Source organism: Pseudarthrobacter sp. fls2-241-R2A-127 (genome assembly GCF_030209355.1).
Taxonomy (GTDB): domain Bacteria; phylum Actinomycetota; class Actinomycetes; order Actinomycetales; family Micrococcaceae; genus Arthrobacter.
The window spans coordinates 72,735-87,542 of record NZ_JARVSF010000043.1; the positions used below are offsets into that span (position 1 = coordinate 72,735).

Here is a 14,808-nt window from a genome sequence, read left to right on the forward strand (position 1 = left end):
CCATGTCCCCTTCGGGACAAACAAAAGGATGCGTAAAACAATGATGATGAAGCGCCCTATCTTTGCCGCCGCAGCTGCCGGAGCCGTAGCCCTCAGCCTGGCAGCGTGCGGCAACAGCTCCACCCCCGCCGCCAGCGGCAGTACCGCGGGCAGCAGTGCGTCCGCCGACACCAGTTCGATGCCCACGGTAAAGATGATGGTGGGCGGCATCGACAAGCAGATCTACCTCCCGTACCAACTGGCCCAGCAGCTGGGCTACTACGAGAAGTACGGGGTCAAGATGGAACTTTCCACCGAGCAGCAGGGCGGCGTGGGCGCCGAGGAGGCAATGGCGTCCGGGCAGGTGGACATGGCCGGTGCGTGGTACATCCACACCGTGGACTTCCAGGCCAAGGGCAAGAAGGTCACCAACCTCATCCAGCTTTCCGGCGCACCCGGCGAGCGCATCATGTGCAGCCCCAAGGCCAACGTCCACTCCGGAGCGGACCTCAAAGGAAAGACTGTGGGCGTCACGGACCTTGGTTCAGGGACGGACGAACTCACGCAGTTCATCGCTTCCAAGGCCGGCCTGTCCAAGAGTGATTACCAGACGATCGCCGTAGGTGCCGGCGCCACCGCCATCGCTGCCATCCAGCGCGGCTCCGCCGACTGCGTCATGACCACCCAGCCGACGGTGGGCGCCCTGGAGGCCAAGAACCTTGCGGTTCCCGCCATTGACCTGGCGACGGCGGATGGCGCCAAGGCGGCCCTGGGCAGTTCGCTGCCGTCCGCCGGGCTGCTCGCCCAAACGGACTGGGTCAACAGCCACCAGGATGAAGCCCAGAAAGTAGTGGATGCGCTCGTGGACACGATGCACTGGATCAGCACCCACTCTGCCCAGGAGATCGCGGACAAGCTGCCGCCGGCCTTCGTCCAGAACAGCACCATCAGTAAGGACGATTACGTCAAGGCCCTGGACCAGGACAAGGGCCAGTTCCTGCCTGACGGCATCATGCCGGCGGGCGGCCCCAAGACGGTCTTCGAAGAGGAGAAGACCATTGGGGTTGATACCTCCAAGGTCAACATGGCGGACACGTTCGACCAGAAGTACGCCCAGGCGGCGCTGAAGCTCGAGGGCTACACCGCCACCACCACCCCCGCCGGTACCGACGGCTAGGAAGGGACAGGCCATGCTCCCCCGGAAAGCCCGCGCTTTCCGGGGGCATGGCTCTTAACACGCGTGCAGCAACGCGGCCCGGTCAGGCCCTCTCGCCACGTGTCAGGCCGGAAGGCCCAGCTGCTCCACAATGATCCTCGCGGTCCCGGGATCACCGAGGATCCGGAAGTGCCCGGCCACCGGCAACTCGATATTGGTGGCACCGGGGAGCACGCTGCCCTCCGGGATGTGCGGGTCGAAGGGACCGTACAGGGATGTGATGCGACTGTTGATGGTCTGCTCGCGGGCCATCTGCAGTGTCAGGGCGTTGCGCGGGGAGAAGATCCGCAGGCTGGGCAGCAGCATGTACCGGGCGTAGCGGGAACCGGAAAACGGCGCACATACGGCGATCATCCGGTCGATCCGGTGCTCTGGATCCAGGGACAGCATGGCGTATTTCCCGATCAGGCCGCCCTTGCTGTGGGCCACCAGGATGGCGTTGTGGAGGCCCGCTTCCTCCAGGTGCTGGGCCACCAGCCGTGCGGCCTCCGGAACTTTGAGTTTGTTGCGCTGCAGCACCGTGACCACGTGGACGGGGTGCCCTGCATCGTGGATGACCCGGATGAGCGGCATCATGAACTGCCAGTTTTCGTAGACGCCGGGAATGATCACCACCGGTTGCAGGGTGCCGGTGCGGAAGGAGGCCGGCTGTACGCGGGACAGGAAGCCCCTGACCTGCCAGCCCGTGGCATAGGCATAGTCCTGCGACCACCACACGGCTTTGTGCAGGGGGCTGATGCGGGCGCTTTCGCCGGGGTGGGTCATGTTTTGAGAATAGCCTCGGCCAGGGCACTCCCCACCGAACACGCCCGGTTGCCTTTCCAGATATGGTTCCTGAAACGCCCGCTTACCAGCCATATCTGATGGAGCACCTAGTAGTTGCGGCGGTGCTTCAGGCGGGGAATGACGACGGCGAACACGGCGGCCGCCGCGAACCCCAGGATGCCCGTGGCTGAGATCCCCGGCCCCAGGGAGGCCAGGGCCGTCACCCCGGAAAGGAGCACCGGACCGCCGGTGGACCCGGCGTCCGCCATGAACCGCCAGAGGCCCAGGAACTGGCCGCGGCCGCGGTCCGGTGAGAAGTCCGCGCCAAGGGTCATCACCAGCCCGGAACTGATGCCGTTGCCGAAGCCGATGAGCAGCGCAGCGAGCAGCAGCCCCGTGAACGATCCGGTGAGCGGGATCAGCAGCAGCGCGGTTCCCATGAGCAGCGTGGACGGAATGGCCACCCATTGCCGGCCTTTGCGGTCCATCAGTTTGCCGGCCGGATAGAACACGAGCATGTCGATCGCGCCGGACAGGCCGTAGATCAGGGACGCGGAGGTGGCGTCCATGCCCAGGTGGTCGGACCAGAGCGGGATCACCACCTGCCGTGAGGACCGCAGCGCACTGAGCAGCAGGATGCCCACGCCCAGCGAGAGGAACACGCCGGCGTGCGAGACTGCGACGCTCCGGAGCGTGGGCTGGGGGGCGCCGTCCCCTCCGGAGGGGACGTCCGGCGTCGACAGGTCCGGAATGGTGAGGGACAGCAGCGCTGCCGCCGCCATGGCCACCACTCCCACCCAGTAGGCGCCGGAGATGCCGAAGAACTGCATCGCGGCGGCGCCGGCGAAGGGGCCGATAAACACGCCGATGCGGTTCACGCCACCCAAAGTGGACAGCGCCCGGGCACGGAACGCCACGGGCACGGCCTCGGTGAGGTACTTTTGCCGCGCCAGGCCGAACACAGCCCCGGACATCCCGACGACGGTCATCGCCACGGCGAGCAGCCACAGTCCGTTGGGGGCAAGGGCGGAGGTGGCGGCAGCGGCGAGGGCCAGGCCGGCAGCGACCGCGGCGCCCACGATGGACCAGCGCTCTCCGAAGCGGAGGGTCACCAGGGACGCGGGCAGGTTGAAGAACCAGGAGCCCAGGCCGATGAGGGTCACGATCAGGGCCGCCACGGCCACGCTGGCACCCAGCTCGCGGGCGGACAACGCCACCACCGGGAGGATGGCGCCCTGGCCGATTCCGAAAAGCAACGTGGGACCGAACGCGGCGACGGCAATACTGCGCAGGCTGAAGGGCTGGGCATCATCCGGGGAAGTCATCAGATTTATCCTATGGCCGCCGCCATCGCATCAGGGCGTGGCGTGACGCAGGACAAGCGCGGCAGTCCCGCAGACGCTAGCGCCTGCGGGGCCGGGGCCCGATTCCCGCCAACGCCCTGACCAGGTTGACCAGTTCCGCCACGGCCCCGATGATCGAGCCCACCATGCCAACCACCAGGAGAACCCGCACCAGCACCGGCCAGCCGGACCAGCCGCCGGTGAAGTCGAACGGGAAGACTTCCCAGACGCGGATGATGGCGGCCATGCTGAAGCCCAGTGCCACCAGGTTTCCCACGGCCAGAAGCACCCGGGACCGGATCAGGACACAGACAACGCCCACCACGATGCCGGCGATCAGCGATGCGTTGATGAGGTCCAGGACACGGGCCATGCCGGCGGTGAGGAAGGGAAGCACCTGCCAACCCGGCCAGATGTTGATCCCGTACAGCAGCAGGGCGTTGACCACAGCGGAGCCAAGGTTGCCGCCCGCGCCGGGGGAAGTCCTGTCCGCCATGGCACCACCATCCCCGGCCCGGCCGCGTGCCAGAAGGGCCGAAGGTCCCCCGCCGCAACGGTTCCTGGCGGTAAAAATACGGGGGTCACAAACGTCCCGCCGAGGAGTAGCGTTCGCCTTATGGGGCGCTGATTCGCGCCCACAGCCAAGGGGAGGTCATTCATGGGTGAAGTGTGGGTTCGCACGCTGGGCAACGGGCTGGTCCGGGCAGATCGAGTCACCGAGATTTCGTCCACCCGCGGGTCCCGGCACGAGGACAGCGGGTATTCACTGAAGGTCATTGTGGACGGCAAAGGCCACGTGCTGATTGACGACGCCGGGCTGCAGGGCTCCCTGCCGGAGAGGCTGGAGTACGCCCGGCACATGGAGGACGCCCTGCTGCTGGCCATCGACGAGGCGCGCGAGAGCGACGCATCGATGGTGATCTCCTACGAGCCGGAGCGCGAACGCTGGTCCTCGGCGCCCGTCTCTGTATTAACGGGCAGGCTCCCCGAAGTGGTCTGACCCCGGGGGCCCGCCGCTGGACTGCCCGTCAGTTGTGCGTCGGTTCCTCCACCAGCGCGGTCGCGATGCTGGCCGCGTCCTCCAGGGCGGCCAGGAAGCGTTCCGCATCCAGGGCCGCCGCGCAGCCGGTGCCGGCCGCCGTGATGGCCTGCCGGTACCGGTGGTCAACGGCATCGCCGCAGGCAAAGACCCCGGAGAGGTTGGTGCAGGTGGTAGGGGCGTCCACCTTGATGTAGCCCTCCTCGTCCAGATCCACCTGGCCCGCCACGAGTTCGGTGCGCGGCAGGTGCCCGATGGCCACGAAGATGCCGGTGGCGTCCTGGTGCCGGGCTTCGCCGGTGCGGGTATCCGTGAGGGTGACGCCGGTGACCTTGCCGTCGCCGTGGATAGCGGTGACCGCGGAGTTCCAGGCGAAGCGGATCTTGGGGTTGTCCTTGGCCCGCTGGGCCATGATGCGGGACGCCCGCAGTTCGCCCTTGCGGACCACCACCGTGACGGTCTTGCCGAAGCGGGTCAGGAACGTTGCTTCCTCCATGGCGGAGTCACCGCCGCCGACAACGATGATGTCCTGGTCGCGGAAGAAGAACCCGTCGCAGGTGGCGCACCAGGAGACCCCGTGGCCGCTGAACTTCTTCTCCTCCGGCAGGCCGAGTTCCTTGTAGGCCGAACCGGTGGCCAGGATGACCGCCTTGGCCTCGTAGGTCTCCCCGGCGCCGGTGACCACACGCTTGACGGGACCGTTGAGCTCAACGGATGTGGCGTCGTCGTACTCAATGCGTGCGCCGAACTTTTCTGCCTGCTGCTGCAGCCCGTCCATGAGCTCCGGGCCCTGGATACCGCCGGGGAAACCAGGGAAGTTCTCCACCTCGGTGGTGTTCATCAGGGCACCGCCGGCCGTGACGGAGCCGGCCAGGACCAGGGGGTTCAGCCCGGCGCGGGCTGCGTAGATGGCGGCGGTATAGCCGGACGGGCCGGAACCGATGATGATCAGCTGTTCTTTGCTCATGGAGTTTCCTTAGGAGGCGGTACTGCTGGGGCGTGCCTTGATCACATCATGGATCGGCTTGGGAGAGCCAACGCCAACTTGATGTAATAAATGCCGGGATGTTGCGCAGATCACATTGGTTGCCTAATCTAATTGAGGCTCAAGCAAACGGGCCATGCAAGAAGCTGCAGCGTCGCAGCCAATGCCGGGGAAGGCTTTACAACTTGAACTCAAAGCTCAGCATCGTGGTACGGGTTGACCTGGACCACAGCAAGGCCCAGGTGATTGCAAAGGGGCATATCACCATCCACAGCGTCAACGCACTGTATGTCGTGGCAAAGCGTGCCAACTCCCTCAAGGGGGGCCTGGACCTGGAGCTTGATATCTCCAGCGCCTGGGTGGATGAGGAGGCGCTGGAAATGCTTCGGTCCGCAGCCCGGGCCAGGCACCTGCCGGCGATCATCGATCCCGAACAAGCACCCTGCACCATCAGCGTGCTTGCTGACCGGCGACATCATTCCGCACCGGCCTTCCGCCACGCCGCATAGGCACGTCCGGCCGCTCGCCGCGCCCCCACTTCGGGCCAGAGCCGGCCGCCCATATTCTTCTCCACCGCTTAAACCAGCGAAGTGCAGCTGCACCCGAACAGACGGGTGGCTGCACTTCGCGCTTTGGGGCCGGCGCGCTCGAGACGGCCCAGCCCAACAGCGGTGTGAGCTACAGCAGCCGGTTGGTGCCGGCGAGGAACTCCTGGAGTTCCGTTGCGGTCAGGCCTGCGGCATTGCCCAGCGCGTCCGGCGCAGCACCCATCCGGCACGCGCTGCGGACGGCGTTGGCGAACCCCTCCTGTGCGGCATCCAGCTCCCATTGGAGGCTTTCAACCCTCGCGGAAGCCAACCGTACGGCATCCAGCGGATCTCCCGCGGGCCCGTCGTCCATCCTGTACCCGCAGGGACAGGACCATTCGGATGAGCCGAGCTCCAGCGGCGCCCAGCCCAGGGAGGCAATGGGAACGGGTGCGGCTGTCATCTCCATGCCGCAGTGCATGGGGGCAGCGGATGTCTTGAGGTCCAGCGCGGAGGTTTCCACTTTCTGGACGGGAACTTCGGTGTGTATCTTCACCGGGATCGAATGCCCGGCCGCCTGAGGTTCAAGTACTGCAGTCATTCGATCCACCATCCGATAGTTCACTAACAATGTAGCTAGTCTAACTAGGATTACTTCGTTGTCTACCTTGATACCGCGTGCGGGGCCAGGTTTACGGTATCCACCGCCTCGCGCATGCGCTGGAGGAAGTGCATCACCGCCCTGATTTCCTCCGCAGACAAGGACTCAGCCGCCTCGAGCATGCGTTTGTGCATCTGGTTGAGGTTGTGCCGGACTTCCTCATCGGCGCCGGGCGCGGGCCTGAGGATGATGGCGCGCCGGTCCGAGGGGTGGCGTTCGCGCGTGACGTGGCCGCTGGCGACCAGCCGGTCCACGAGCGTTGTCATGGAGGCCGAGGTGATGCCCAGCCGGCCGGCCAGTTCCGTGGGGCGGACGCCCGCGCCGGCGGCTTCTGCGTCGATGAGGTAGCGCAGGGCCAGAAGGTCCGTCTCCCCCATCGCCGGAGACGACCGGGTCCGGCGACGCATTGCCGTTTCTGATGTGCGGAACTCCCGGAGGGCGTTGATCACATCAAGGGCCCTGGGCTCGGAGTCTTCCAGGGTGGGGTACGAGTAGCCTTCGCTTGCACCATGCGGGTTCATGCGAATTCCTTCGATATCCTACTTGCTTGGCTGTCTAACCAATCTATCGTAGCCCATGGATCGGAGCTGCCCCCGAAATCACCCCGGGCAAGTACCTGCTCGGGGCGCCGGGAAAAGTAGAGTACCGGCTACTCGTGCACCCACCCGGGCGGCCCAATAAATTTCTAAGAAACCTGCGGCGGCCGATGCCACTGGGTACAGAATGTGAACGGGGGTGCAGGGTGGCGGTTGGCCCGGCGCATAACAGGGGACCCGAACGGAACGGGTTCCTGCTGGATCTGGTAACAGATGCCGACGACGACGCAGCGTCCCTGCAGAAACTCGCCGATGCAGGGGCCAGGTGGCTCAGCAGCACCGCCGGCTCAGTGATTGAGTGCGGCGCCGTTTTGTACAGGCAGCGGACCTATGCCGCCGGGGCCGGAAGCACGCCCGGGGCAGCCCGGTTCTCTGCCGTCGAAGAGGAACACGGGGACGGACCCACGGCCCTGGGGGCGTCATTGTCAGGTCCCGTGGTGGTCAACCCCACGGGCTCCCCCGCGCGGTGGCAGGCCTACCGGGGCCGGTTGCTGGACGGCGGCTACGGGGCGGCGCTAGTGCTCCCGCTCGAGCTGCGGCCCGGCTCGTCAGGGGCCCTGGAGTTCCTGGCCCACGGCAACTACGCGTTCATCACCAGGATCACCAACGAGGCGGCCTGGTTTGCCGGGGTGGCCTCGCAGAGCCTGAAGCTGGCGCTGGATGTCCACGGCGTCATCCGTTCCGGGGACAACCTGAAACAGGTCCTGGAGAGCAGGACCTCCATCGATGTGGCCTGCGGGGTGCTGATGGCGCAAAACCGGTGTTCCTACCCGGAGGCGTTCAGCAAGCTTGCCGGCGCGTCGCGGCACCGCAACCTGAAGGTCCGCAGCGTTGCGGACAGCATTCTCAGCGCCATGCCCAGCGGCGCGGCAGGTACCAGGTTCGAACCTCCCGCGTTTGCCTGAGGACCGCCGTAGAAGCTTAGTGGCGCGCCCGTGCCCGGATGAGTCCGGCCGCCAGGAGGCCCGCGCCCCCGAGGGAAGCCAACATGCCGCCGAGAGCTACGAAGTAATCGGTAATGGTCATTGCCCTGCGCTCCATCCGTGCCGCTCTGATACCTGCCTGATGAGCCCAAGCTACGCGCCGAAACTCAGCGTTGGCTGAAGGATCGCCAGCATGTTTGGTCAAGATCCGGTTAAGGACAGCTGCGGTCATCCACATAGTTGGAGTCCATGATCTTCCCTTTGCCGGGGCGTTCCGTATTATTCATGCATGTGGACTAAACAAAGCCAGAGCTACTGCCCCACCTGCGGCAGGGCCACTAAACACGTCACCCATTTCCAAAAGGACGACGCCGGTTCCCTGGTTGCGGACGTCCGTTGCAGTGAATGCCCCGAGATTGAGAGTGCCGTCGCCTAAGCCCCGGCGGCGCCACGTCAGGTCGGTTTAAGGCCGCCGGCGTGCGGGCGGACCACCGCGAAGACCACCAGGGCCGCCGCCTGCACCGCGGTGATGGTCACCGCCAAAGCCGGAATTGATTGTTCGTAGAGCAGGCCGATGAGGAAGCTCCCGGCCAGCCAGGCAAGGCCGTAGCAGGCCGTAAACATCCCGTAAGCACTCCCCCGCCGGGCGGCCGGCGCCAACCCTGCCACACCGGCCCGCATGGTACTTTCCTGGACGCCCATCGCCGCTCCCCACACCAGCACTCCCGCCACGGCAAGCGCGGTGTTGTTGCTGAACCCCAGCCACGGGACGGCTGCGGCAAGTACCGGCAGGACCACGAGGACTTTCAGGCCCACCCGGTCAAAGAGCCAGCCTGAGGCCAGCGCCGCCAGGGCGTCAACGCCCATGGCCACTGCGTATAAGACCGGGACCAGTGCGGGCGGCAGCAGTCCGGCATCCACCAGGTGGAATGAAAGCAGCCCGAACGTGGCATAGCCAAACATGGTCAGGCTGCTGAACGCGGCATAGAGCCAGTACTGCCGGGGAAATGGTGCAGTCCGGCCGGAATTTTCCTCATCGTCCCCGGGACCCGCACCGGCCTCCGGGTTGCCGGGTCCCGTTGGTGACGGCCGGGCCGGGACGGTCTCGTACGCGGCCGGATCCGGCACCTTTTTCTTCAGCCAAAACAGGAGCAGTATGGCCGCCAGCCCGGGAACGGCCAGCAGCAGGAAGCCCGGGCCGTAGCTTCCGGTCAGGGCGAGGGCCGCGCCCACCAGGAGCGGCCCCAGCAGCGCCCCCACCTGGTCCAGCGCTTCGTGCAGCGCAAAGGCCTTGCCCTGGCCCAGGGCGGAGCCGGCCTCGGCCAGCATGGTGTCCTTGGCGGGGCTCCGCACGGCCTTACCCAGGCGCTCGGCCAGGACAAGGAGGCAGGCGATCCACAGTGCGTTGCTGATGCCCAGGAGCGGAACGGACAAAGCGGTGAGGGCATATCCGGAGATGGCCAGTGCCCACCGGAGCGCGGGCCGGTCCGCGAGCCGCCCGAACAGCAGGCGGAGGACCAAGGCAACAGCCTCACCCGCGCCCGTGACCACGCTGACCAAAAGTGCCGAGGCGCCCAGGGCGCCAAGGTAGGGCCCGGTGACGCTCCGCGCGCCCTCGTACACCATGTCCATCAGCGCACTGACAACGCCAAACGCCACGATGAAGCGGATGGCGGTCAGGGGAAGGGCCGGGGCGGCCCTTCCGGCGCTACTGCTGGTACTCGTGGTCCCTCACCTGCTTCGCCGGCTCCGCCGCCCGGGCCGGGGAGCCGGCGACCGGCTTTTCCGGCTTGGTCACGGCCAGGATCACCCCGATGCCGGCCAGGGACGAGACCATGGCCGAGCCGCCGTAGGAAATGAACGGCAGCGGGACTCCGATAACCGGCAGCAGCCCGCTCACCATCGCGATGTTGATCACCGCCTGGCCCAGGATCCAGGTGATCACGCTGCAGGCAACGATCCGGGAGAAGGTGTCCGTGGTGCGGGCGATGGTCTTGAAGACGGCGATGGCGAGGATCGCGAACAAGGCCAGGACCAGGAGGGTTCCGGCCAGCCCGAGTTCTTCGCCCAGGATGGAGAAGATGAAGTCGTTGTGGGCTTCCGGGATCCAGTTCCATTTCTGCCGGCTCTGCCCCAGGCCCACGCCGAACCAGCCGCCGGAGGCCAGCGCGTAGGCACCGTGCTGCGCCTGGTAGCCCATGCCCTGCGCGTCCTCGTCCGACCCCATGCCCAGCCAGGAGGAGATGCGCCCCATCCGGTTGCCGCTGGTGGCCGCGAGGACCAGGGCGGCCACCACGCAGATGAGGCCGGCCACGGAGAACACCTTCATCCGTACGCCGCCGTAGAACATGGTGGCGGCAAGAATCATCATGATGATCATGGTGGTACCGAGGTCGTGCCCCAGCGCCACAATGATCATGATCAACCCACCGGCGGGGCCCAGCGGGACCACGGCGTGTTTCCAGTTGGCCAGCAGGGCCTTTTTACGGTCCAGGATGGCGGCGGCCCAGACGATCAAGGCCAGCTTGGCGAACTCGGAGGGCTGGGCGGTGAAGCCGCCCACGCTCAGCCAGTTCCGGTTGCCGTTCACGGACATGCCCAGCGGCGTGAACACGAGGATCAGGGCCACCAGCGAACCGATCAGCATGGGCCAGCCCAGGCGCCGGATCCGGCGTACCGGCAGCCGGGCCAGCAGCAGCATGATCACCACGCCCGCCACGGTCCACATGGCCTGCTTGAGAGGAAGATCGTAGGGGTTGTTTCCTGCCGCCACGGATTCCACGGACGACGCCGATGCCACTTCCACGAGTCCGATCGCCGAGAGCGTGAGGACCACCGCCAGGATCAGCGGGCGGAGGCGTCCGGGCGAATCGTCCTCCAGCCACAGGGTGAGCTTTCCCCACCGGCGTCGGGCGGGGCGGGCCGCTCCGCGTTGTTTTTGAGCTGTATCCATCTGTCCGTTCCTCAGCCTGCACCCTGGGCTTCCTGCACGGCCGGGCCCTTGTCCGGGGCGGGGACCGCCGAGAAGAAAGAGTACGCCCCCGCGGACGGGGGGCGGCTCCGGCGCGGCCGGGAAATCAGGCATTCCGGGCAAATTGCCAGCTTGGCCCTGTAGGGTAGCGGAAACCTGTCCCCTCCCGAAGGTCATTTCGTCGTGTTCGGTTCCAGAAAATCCCCCGGCCCGGAACAGGAAGGCTCCACTCCGGCAGCCTACCCCGGCCAAGGCGAGCTGTATGCCGCCAGCTCCCGCCACAGCAGCGTCCGCCGCCGTGCCCCGCGCTGGGTCAAGGCCGTGGTTGTTGTGGCGTCCGTCCTCCTCGTGGGTGTCCTGGCGTTCGGTGGCTACTGGGCCTGGCGCCTGCAGTCCAACATCAGCACAGCGGCGCTGACCGCCGGTGGGGAACGCACCGAGGGTGCGGTCAACGACAGCACCGACCGGATGCAGATCCTGGTCCTTGGCTCGGACACCAGGAGCGGAAACAACAGCGAGTACGGCAGCGCGGACGACTCCTCCGGCTACGGACAGTCGGACGTGATGATGCTGCTGGACATTTCGGCGGACAACAAGCACGTCAACGTGGTGAGCTTTCCCCGCGACCTCCTGGTGAACATCCCGGCCTGCACTGACTCCAAGACCGGGCAGAAGTATCCCGCCCAGCAGGGGGCCATGATCAACAGCGCCATGAAGCAGGCCGGAATCGGCTGCGCCGTGGACACGGTGAACAAGCTCACCGGCCTGGAGATCGATCACTTCATGATGGCTGATTTCAACGCCGTCAAGGAACTGTCCAACGCGGTGGGCGGCGTTGACGTGTGCGTCAGCGATGCCGTGGACGATCCCGATTCCGGGCTGCACCTGCCCGCCGGCACCTCACAGGTGCAGGGCGAACAGGCCCTAGCGTTCCTGCGCACCCGGCACGGCTTCGCAAACGGCGGAGACTTGGGCCGGATCAAGGCCCAGCAGGGCTTCCTGGCCTCGCTCACGCGGAAGCTGAAGTCCGAAGGCACCCTGGGGAACCCGCAAAAGGTGCTGACCATTGCCGATACCGTCACCAAGAACCTGACCGTGGATTCGGGGCTGTCCTCGGTGCCGTCCCTGTTGACCATCGCCAACCGGCTGAAGAACATCGATCCTGCAAGCGTCAACTTCATCACCACCCCCACCGTCCCGGCACCGCAGGATCCCAACCGGCTGGTCCTGGACGAGCCTGCAGCGTCCAACTTCTTCGCCGCCCTCCGCAGCAACCCGGACCTGAGCCAGCCGGCCACCGCCGCTCCGTCCCCGGCGCCCACGACGCCCGCGGCACCGGCCTATGACAAGGCGCTGCAGCCGATTTCCGTTGCCAACGGCACGGGCGTGGCGGCCCGCGGCACCGCGATCGCCGGCCTGTTGTCCGACGCCGGCTTCACGAAGGTGACCAAGCTCCAGGCTACCGTCCGCACCCAGACCATGGTCTACTACAGTGCCGGGTACGAGGATGTTGCAACAGACGTCGCCGCCCTTTTCGGCCTGCCGGCCAGCAGCGTCCAGCAGGTGGCCAACATCAAAGGCGTGCAGCTCTCCGCCGGCACCGACTTCGTGACCGGGGACAAGCCGGCCGCGCCGCCGTCGTCATCCGATTCCGGAAGCGTGGTGGCGCAGACCGGAAGCGACCAGACCTGCCAGGCCACCAACACCTCCGGCCAATAGCAAGCCGGGCGCAGCCCGGACCCAAAGTACATAGTTGCCTGAATACAGCCAGCTATGTACTTTGGGTTCATGCAGACCCTCACGCAGGCTCCCGTGCTGGCCCGGTTCGGCTACGCGGTGTCAGACCCCACCCGTGCCCGCATCCTCCTGGCGCTTTCCGGGGCGGCATCGTACCCCTCGGACCTGGCGGACAGCCTGGGGGTCTCGCGGCAAAGCATGTCCAACCACCTGGCGTGCCTGCGCGGCTGCGGCCTGGTGGTTGCCGTTCCGGACGGCCGGCGGAGCCGCTATGAGCTCGCCGATGCCCGGATTGGCCACGCCATCACGGACTTGATCAACGTGGTGCTTGCGGTGGACCCCACCTGCTGCGCCCCTGACGGGGAATGCGTCGCGTGATGACGGCACTTCACACGACCGGCGCGGAACGCAGGCGGGTACTGAGCCGCCGGATACGGCTCCTCGCGGCGGCCACCATCACGTACAACGTCATCGAGGCCGCCGTGGCGCTGTGGGCGGGGGGCGTGGCGGACTCCTCGGCCCTGATCGGCTTCGGACTGGACTCGGTGATCGAGGTGGCGTCCGCGCTGGCGTTGTCCTGGCAGTTCTCCGCCAAGGACCCGGAGCGGCGCGAGCACCTGACGCTGCGGATCATCGCCATCTCATTCTTCGCCCTCGCAGCGTTCGTGGCCCTGGACGCCATCCGCTCGCTGGCAGGCACGGGCGAAGCCCGGCACTCGGTTGCCGGCATCGTCATTGCGGCCCTGAGCCTGGCCATCATGCCTGTCCTGTCATGGGTCCAGCGGCGCGCCGGCCGCGAACTCGGTTCCCGGACTGCGGTGGCCGATTCGAAGCAGACCCTGCTCTGCACCTACCTCTCCGCAGTGCTGCTCGTTGGCCTGATCCTGAACAGCACCCTGGGCTGGTGGTGGGCAGACGCCGGCGCAGCCCTGGTTATTGCGGGAATCGCCGTCCGTGAGGGCGTGAATGCGTGGCGTGGGGACGCCTGCTGCACGATTCCGGGCTCCGCAGTGGAGCACCCCGGACAGGGCGCCGATGACTGCTGCGGCACGGGCCACGCTGCAGACCAGGCCACCGACGGGTGCTGCGCCCCCGCCAGGCAACCGCTGGGCATGCCCGGCCTAAGGAAGGGCTGACCCGTGGGCAGCGGACACGACCACTCCCACGGCGGCGCGGACCACCACGGCCAGCGCGGCAAGCTGCTGCTGGTCTTCGCCATCACGTTCACCGTGATGCTTGCCGAAATCTTCGGAACAATCCTCACCGGCAGCCTGGCCCTGCTGGCGGACGCCGGGCACATGTTCACCGATTCCGCCGGGCTGCTCATTGCGGTGATTGCGGCGTCCCTGGCCCTTAAGCCGGCCACCCACAAACGCACGTGGGGTTACAAGCGCGCCGAAATCATTGCGGCTGCCGGGCAGGCTGCCCTGCTGCTGGGCGTGGGCGGATTCGTCATCGTGGAGGGTATCCGCCGGCTGTTTGCCCCTCCCGAGGTGGGCGGCTCCCTCATGCTGTGGTTCGGCGTCATCGGCCTGGCCGGGAATGCGGTGGGGCTGCTGGTGCTCGCCTCCGGCCGGCACCACAACTTCAACATGAAGGCCGCGTTCCTTGAGGTGCTCAACGACGCTTTGGGTTCCCTCGCGGTGATCGTGGCGGCGCTGGTCATCGCGTTGACCGGCTGGACGCGTGCCGATGCCGTCGTATCCCTGCTGATCGGTGCGCTGATCATCCCCCGCACCCTCAGCCTGCTCCGGGACACCGTGAACGTGCTGATGGAAAGCACTCCCCCGGGCCTGGACCTGGCCAAGGTCCGGGAACACATCCTGGCCCTGCCGCACGTCATCGACGTCCACGACCTGCACGCTTCCCTCGTGGCCTCCGGCGTCCCGGTCCTCTCCGCCCACGTCACGGTGCAGGATCAGTGCATGCGCGACGGACATTCGGCAAGCATCCTGGCCGACTTGCAGCGCTGTGTGGCCAAGGACTTCGACGTCAGCGTGGAGCATTCAACGTTCCAGATTGAACCGGCAGCACACCGCGACCAGGAAAGCATCCAGCACTGACGG

16 protein-coding genes are annotated in these 14,808 nt (G+C 66.6%); 8 read left to right on the forward strand and 8 right to left on the reverse strand.

Annotation, left to right across the window (positions count from 1 at the left end):
- Positions 1–40 precede the first annotated feature (40 nt).
- Entirely contained in the window at positions 41–1,156 is a 1,116-nt protein-coding gene (locus QRN53_RS19940) for an ABC transporter substrate-binding protein (RefSeq protein WP_285245539.1), read from the forward strand.
- 102 nt (positions 1,157–1,258) lie between these two features.
- Here QRN53_RS19940 and QRN53_RS19945 read toward each other — a convergent pair whose 3' ends face one another.
- From QRN53_RS19945 to QRN53_RS19955, 3 genes are all read right to left on the reverse strand, one after another.
- Positions 1,259–1,960: an esterase/lipase family protein gene (locus tag QRN53_RS19945; RefSeq protein WP_285245540.1), complete on the reverse strand. Its 702-nt coding sequence runs from the start codon at positions 1,958–1,960 to the stop codon at positions 1,259–1,261.
- Between the two features lie 107 nt (positions 1,961–2,067).
- On the reverse strand, positions 2,068–3,285 hold the full coding sequence (locus tag QRN53_RS19950) for an MFS transporter (protein WP_285245541.1): 1,218 nt from the start codon (positions 3,283–3,285) through the stop codon (positions 2,068–2,070).
- A 76-nt stretch (positions 3,286–3,361) separates the two neighbouring features.
- A complete protein-coding gene (locus tag QRN53_RS19955) occupies positions 3,362–3,799 on the reverse strand; it encodes a hypothetical protein (protein ID WP_285245542.1) in 438 nt (145 codons plus the stop codon).
- 162 nt (positions 3,800–3,961) lie between these two features.
- Here QRN53_RS19955 and QRN53_RS19960 point away from each other — a divergent pair, with 162 nt between their 5' ends.
- Positions 3,962–4,303: a hypothetical protein gene (locus tag QRN53_RS19960; protein ID WP_285245543.1), complete on the forward strand. Its 342-nt coding sequence runs from the start codon at positions 3,962–3,964 to the stop codon at positions 4,301–4,303.
- 28 nt (positions 4,304–4,331) lie between these two features.
- Here the strand turns inward: QRN53_RS19960 and trxB are convergent, their stop codons facing one another.
- Positions 4,332–5,309, reverse strand: coding sequence for a thioredoxin-disulfide reductase (gene trxB / locus QRN53_RS19965; protein WP_285245544.1), 978 nt, complete (start codon positions 5,307–5,309; stop codon positions 4,332–4,334).
- A 203-nt stretch (positions 5,310–5,512) separates the two neighbouring features.
- Here trxB and QRN53_RS19970 point away from each other — a divergent pair, with 203 nt between their 5' ends.
- Positions 5,513–5,836: an aminoacyl-tRNA hydrolase gene (locus tag QRN53_RS19970; RefSeq protein ID WP_285245545.1), complete on the forward strand. Its 324-nt coding sequence runs from the start codon at positions 5,513–5,515 to the stop codon at positions 5,834–5,836.
- Positions 5,837–6,005: 169 nt separating this feature from the next.
- On the opposite strand, the gene QRN53_RS19975 is transcribed toward QRN53_RS19970, so the two are convergent.
- Together QRN53_RS19975 and QRN53_RS19980 are read right to left on the reverse strand one after the other, a co-directional pair.
- Positions 6,006–6,455 (reverse strand): hypothetical protein, encoded by a 450-nt coding sequence (locus QRN53_RS19975; protein ID WP_285245546.1) that lies wholly within the window; start codon positions 6,453–6,455, stop codon positions 6,006–6,008.
- Positions 6,456–6,517: 62 nt separating this feature from the next.
- Entirely contained in the window at positions 6,518–7,036 is a 519-nt protein-coding gene (locus QRN53_RS19980; RefSeq protein ID WP_285245547.1) for a MarR family winged helix-turn-helix transcriptional regulator, read from the reverse strand.
- A 221-nt stretch (positions 7,037–7,257) separates the two neighbouring features.
- Between QRN53_RS19980 and QRN53_RS19985 the strand changes: the two genes are divergently transcribed.
- Entirely contained in the window at positions 7,258–8,016 is a 759-nt protein-coding gene (locus QRN53_RS19985) for an ANTAR domain-containing protein (RefSeq protein ID WP_285245548.1), read from the forward strand.
- A gap of 471 nt (positions 8,017–8,487) precedes the next feature.
- On the opposite strand, the gene QRN53_RS19990 is transcribed toward QRN53_RS19985, so the two are convergent.
- Positions 8,488–9,693 (reverse strand): MFS transporter, encoded by a 1,206-nt coding sequence (locus QRN53_RS19990; RefSeq protein ID WP_285245549.1) that lies wholly within the window; start codon positions 9,691–9,693, stop codon positions 8,488–8,490.
- 49 nt (positions 9,694–9,742) lie between these two features.
- Positions 9,743–10,987, reverse strand: coding sequence for a putative lipid II flippase FtsW (ftsW, locus tag QRN53_RS19995; RefSeq protein ID WP_285245550.1), 1,245 nt, complete (start codon positions 10,985–10,987; stop codon positions 9,743–9,745).
- Positions 10,988–11,188: 201 nt separating this feature from the next.
- Here ftsW and QRN53_RS20000 point away from each other — a divergent pair, with 201 nt between their 5' ends.
- From QRN53_RS20000 to QRN53_RS20015, 4 genes are all read left to right on the forward strand, one after another.
- Positions 11,189–12,724, forward strand: a complete 1,536-nt coding sequence (locus tag QRN53_RS20000; protein WP_285245551.1) for an LCP family protein — start codon at positions 11,189–11,191, stop codon at positions 12,722–12,724.
- 69 nt (positions 12,725–12,793) lie between these two features.
- Positions 12,794–13,120 carry an ArsR/SmtB family transcription factor gene (locus tag QRN53_RS20005; protein WP_285245552.1) on the forward strand — a complete coding sequence of 109 codons (327 nt, stop codon included), beginning with the start codon at positions 12,794–12,796 and terminating at the stop codon, positions 13,118–13,120.
- A complete protein-coding gene (locus QRN53_RS20010) occupies positions 13,120–13,878 on the forward strand; it encodes a cation diffusion facilitator family transporter (RefSeq protein WP_285245605.1) in 759 nt (252 codons plus the stop codon). Before QRN53_RS20005 ends, QRN53_RS20010 begins: the two co-directional genes overlap by 1 nt.
- A 3-nt stretch (positions 13,879–13,881) precedes the next feature.
- On the forward strand, positions 13,882–14,805 hold the full coding sequence (locus QRN53_RS20015) for a cation diffusion facilitator family transporter (RefSeq protein ID WP_285245553.1): 924 nt from the start codon (positions 13,882–13,884) through the stop codon (positions 14,803–14,805).
- Positions 14,806–14,808: the final 3 nt, after the last annotated feature.

Excerpts from the sequence above, each read along its gene's own strand:
- ftsW (WP_285245550.1), bottom strand. The coding sequence starts at position 10,987 with ATGGATACAGCTCAAAAACAACGCGGAGCGGCCCGCCCCGCCCGACGC.
- QRN53_RS20010 (WP_285245605.1), top strand. The coding sequence starts at position 13,120 with ATGACGGCACTTCACACGACCGGCGCGGAACGCAGGCGGGTACTGAGC.
- QRN53_RS19955 (WP_285245542.1), bottom strand. The coding sequence starts at position 3,799 with ATGGCGGACAGGACTTCCCCCGGCGCGGGCGGCAACCTTGGCTCCGCT.
- QRN53_RS19945 (WP_285245540.1), bottom strand. The coding sequence starts at position 1,960 with ATGACCCACCCCGGCGAAAGCGCCCGCATCAGCCCCCTGCACAAAGCC.
- QRN53_RS19975 (WP_285245546.1), bottom strand. The coding sequence starts at position 6,455 with ATGACTGCAGTACTTGAACCTCAGGCGGCCGGGCATTCGATCCCGGTG.
- trxB (WP_285245544.1), bottom strand. The coding sequence starts at position 5,309 with ATGAGCAAAGAACAGCTGATCATCATCGGTTCCGGCCCGTCCGGCTAT.
- QRN53_RS19950 (WP_285245541.1), bottom strand. The coding sequence starts at position 3,285 with ATGACTTCCCCGGATGATGCCCAGCCCTTCAGCCTGCGCAGTATTGCC.
- QRN53_RS19940 (WP_285245539.1), top strand. The coding sequence starts at position 41 with ATGATGATGAAGCGCCCTATCTTTGCCGCCGCAGCTGCCGGAGCCGTA.
- QRN53_RS19980 (WP_285245547.1), bottom strand. The coding sequence starts at position 7,036 with ATGAACCCGCATGGTGCAAGCGAAGGCTACTCGTACCCCACCCTGGAA.
- QRN53_RS20005 (WP_285245552.1), top strand. The coding sequence starts at position 12,794 with ATGCAGACCCTCACGCAGGCTCCCGTGCTGGCCCGGTTCGGCTACGCG.
- QRN53_RS19960 (WP_285245543.1), top strand. The coding sequence starts at position 3,962 with ATGGGTGAAGTGTGGGTTCGCACGCTGGGCAACGGGCTGGTCCGGGCA.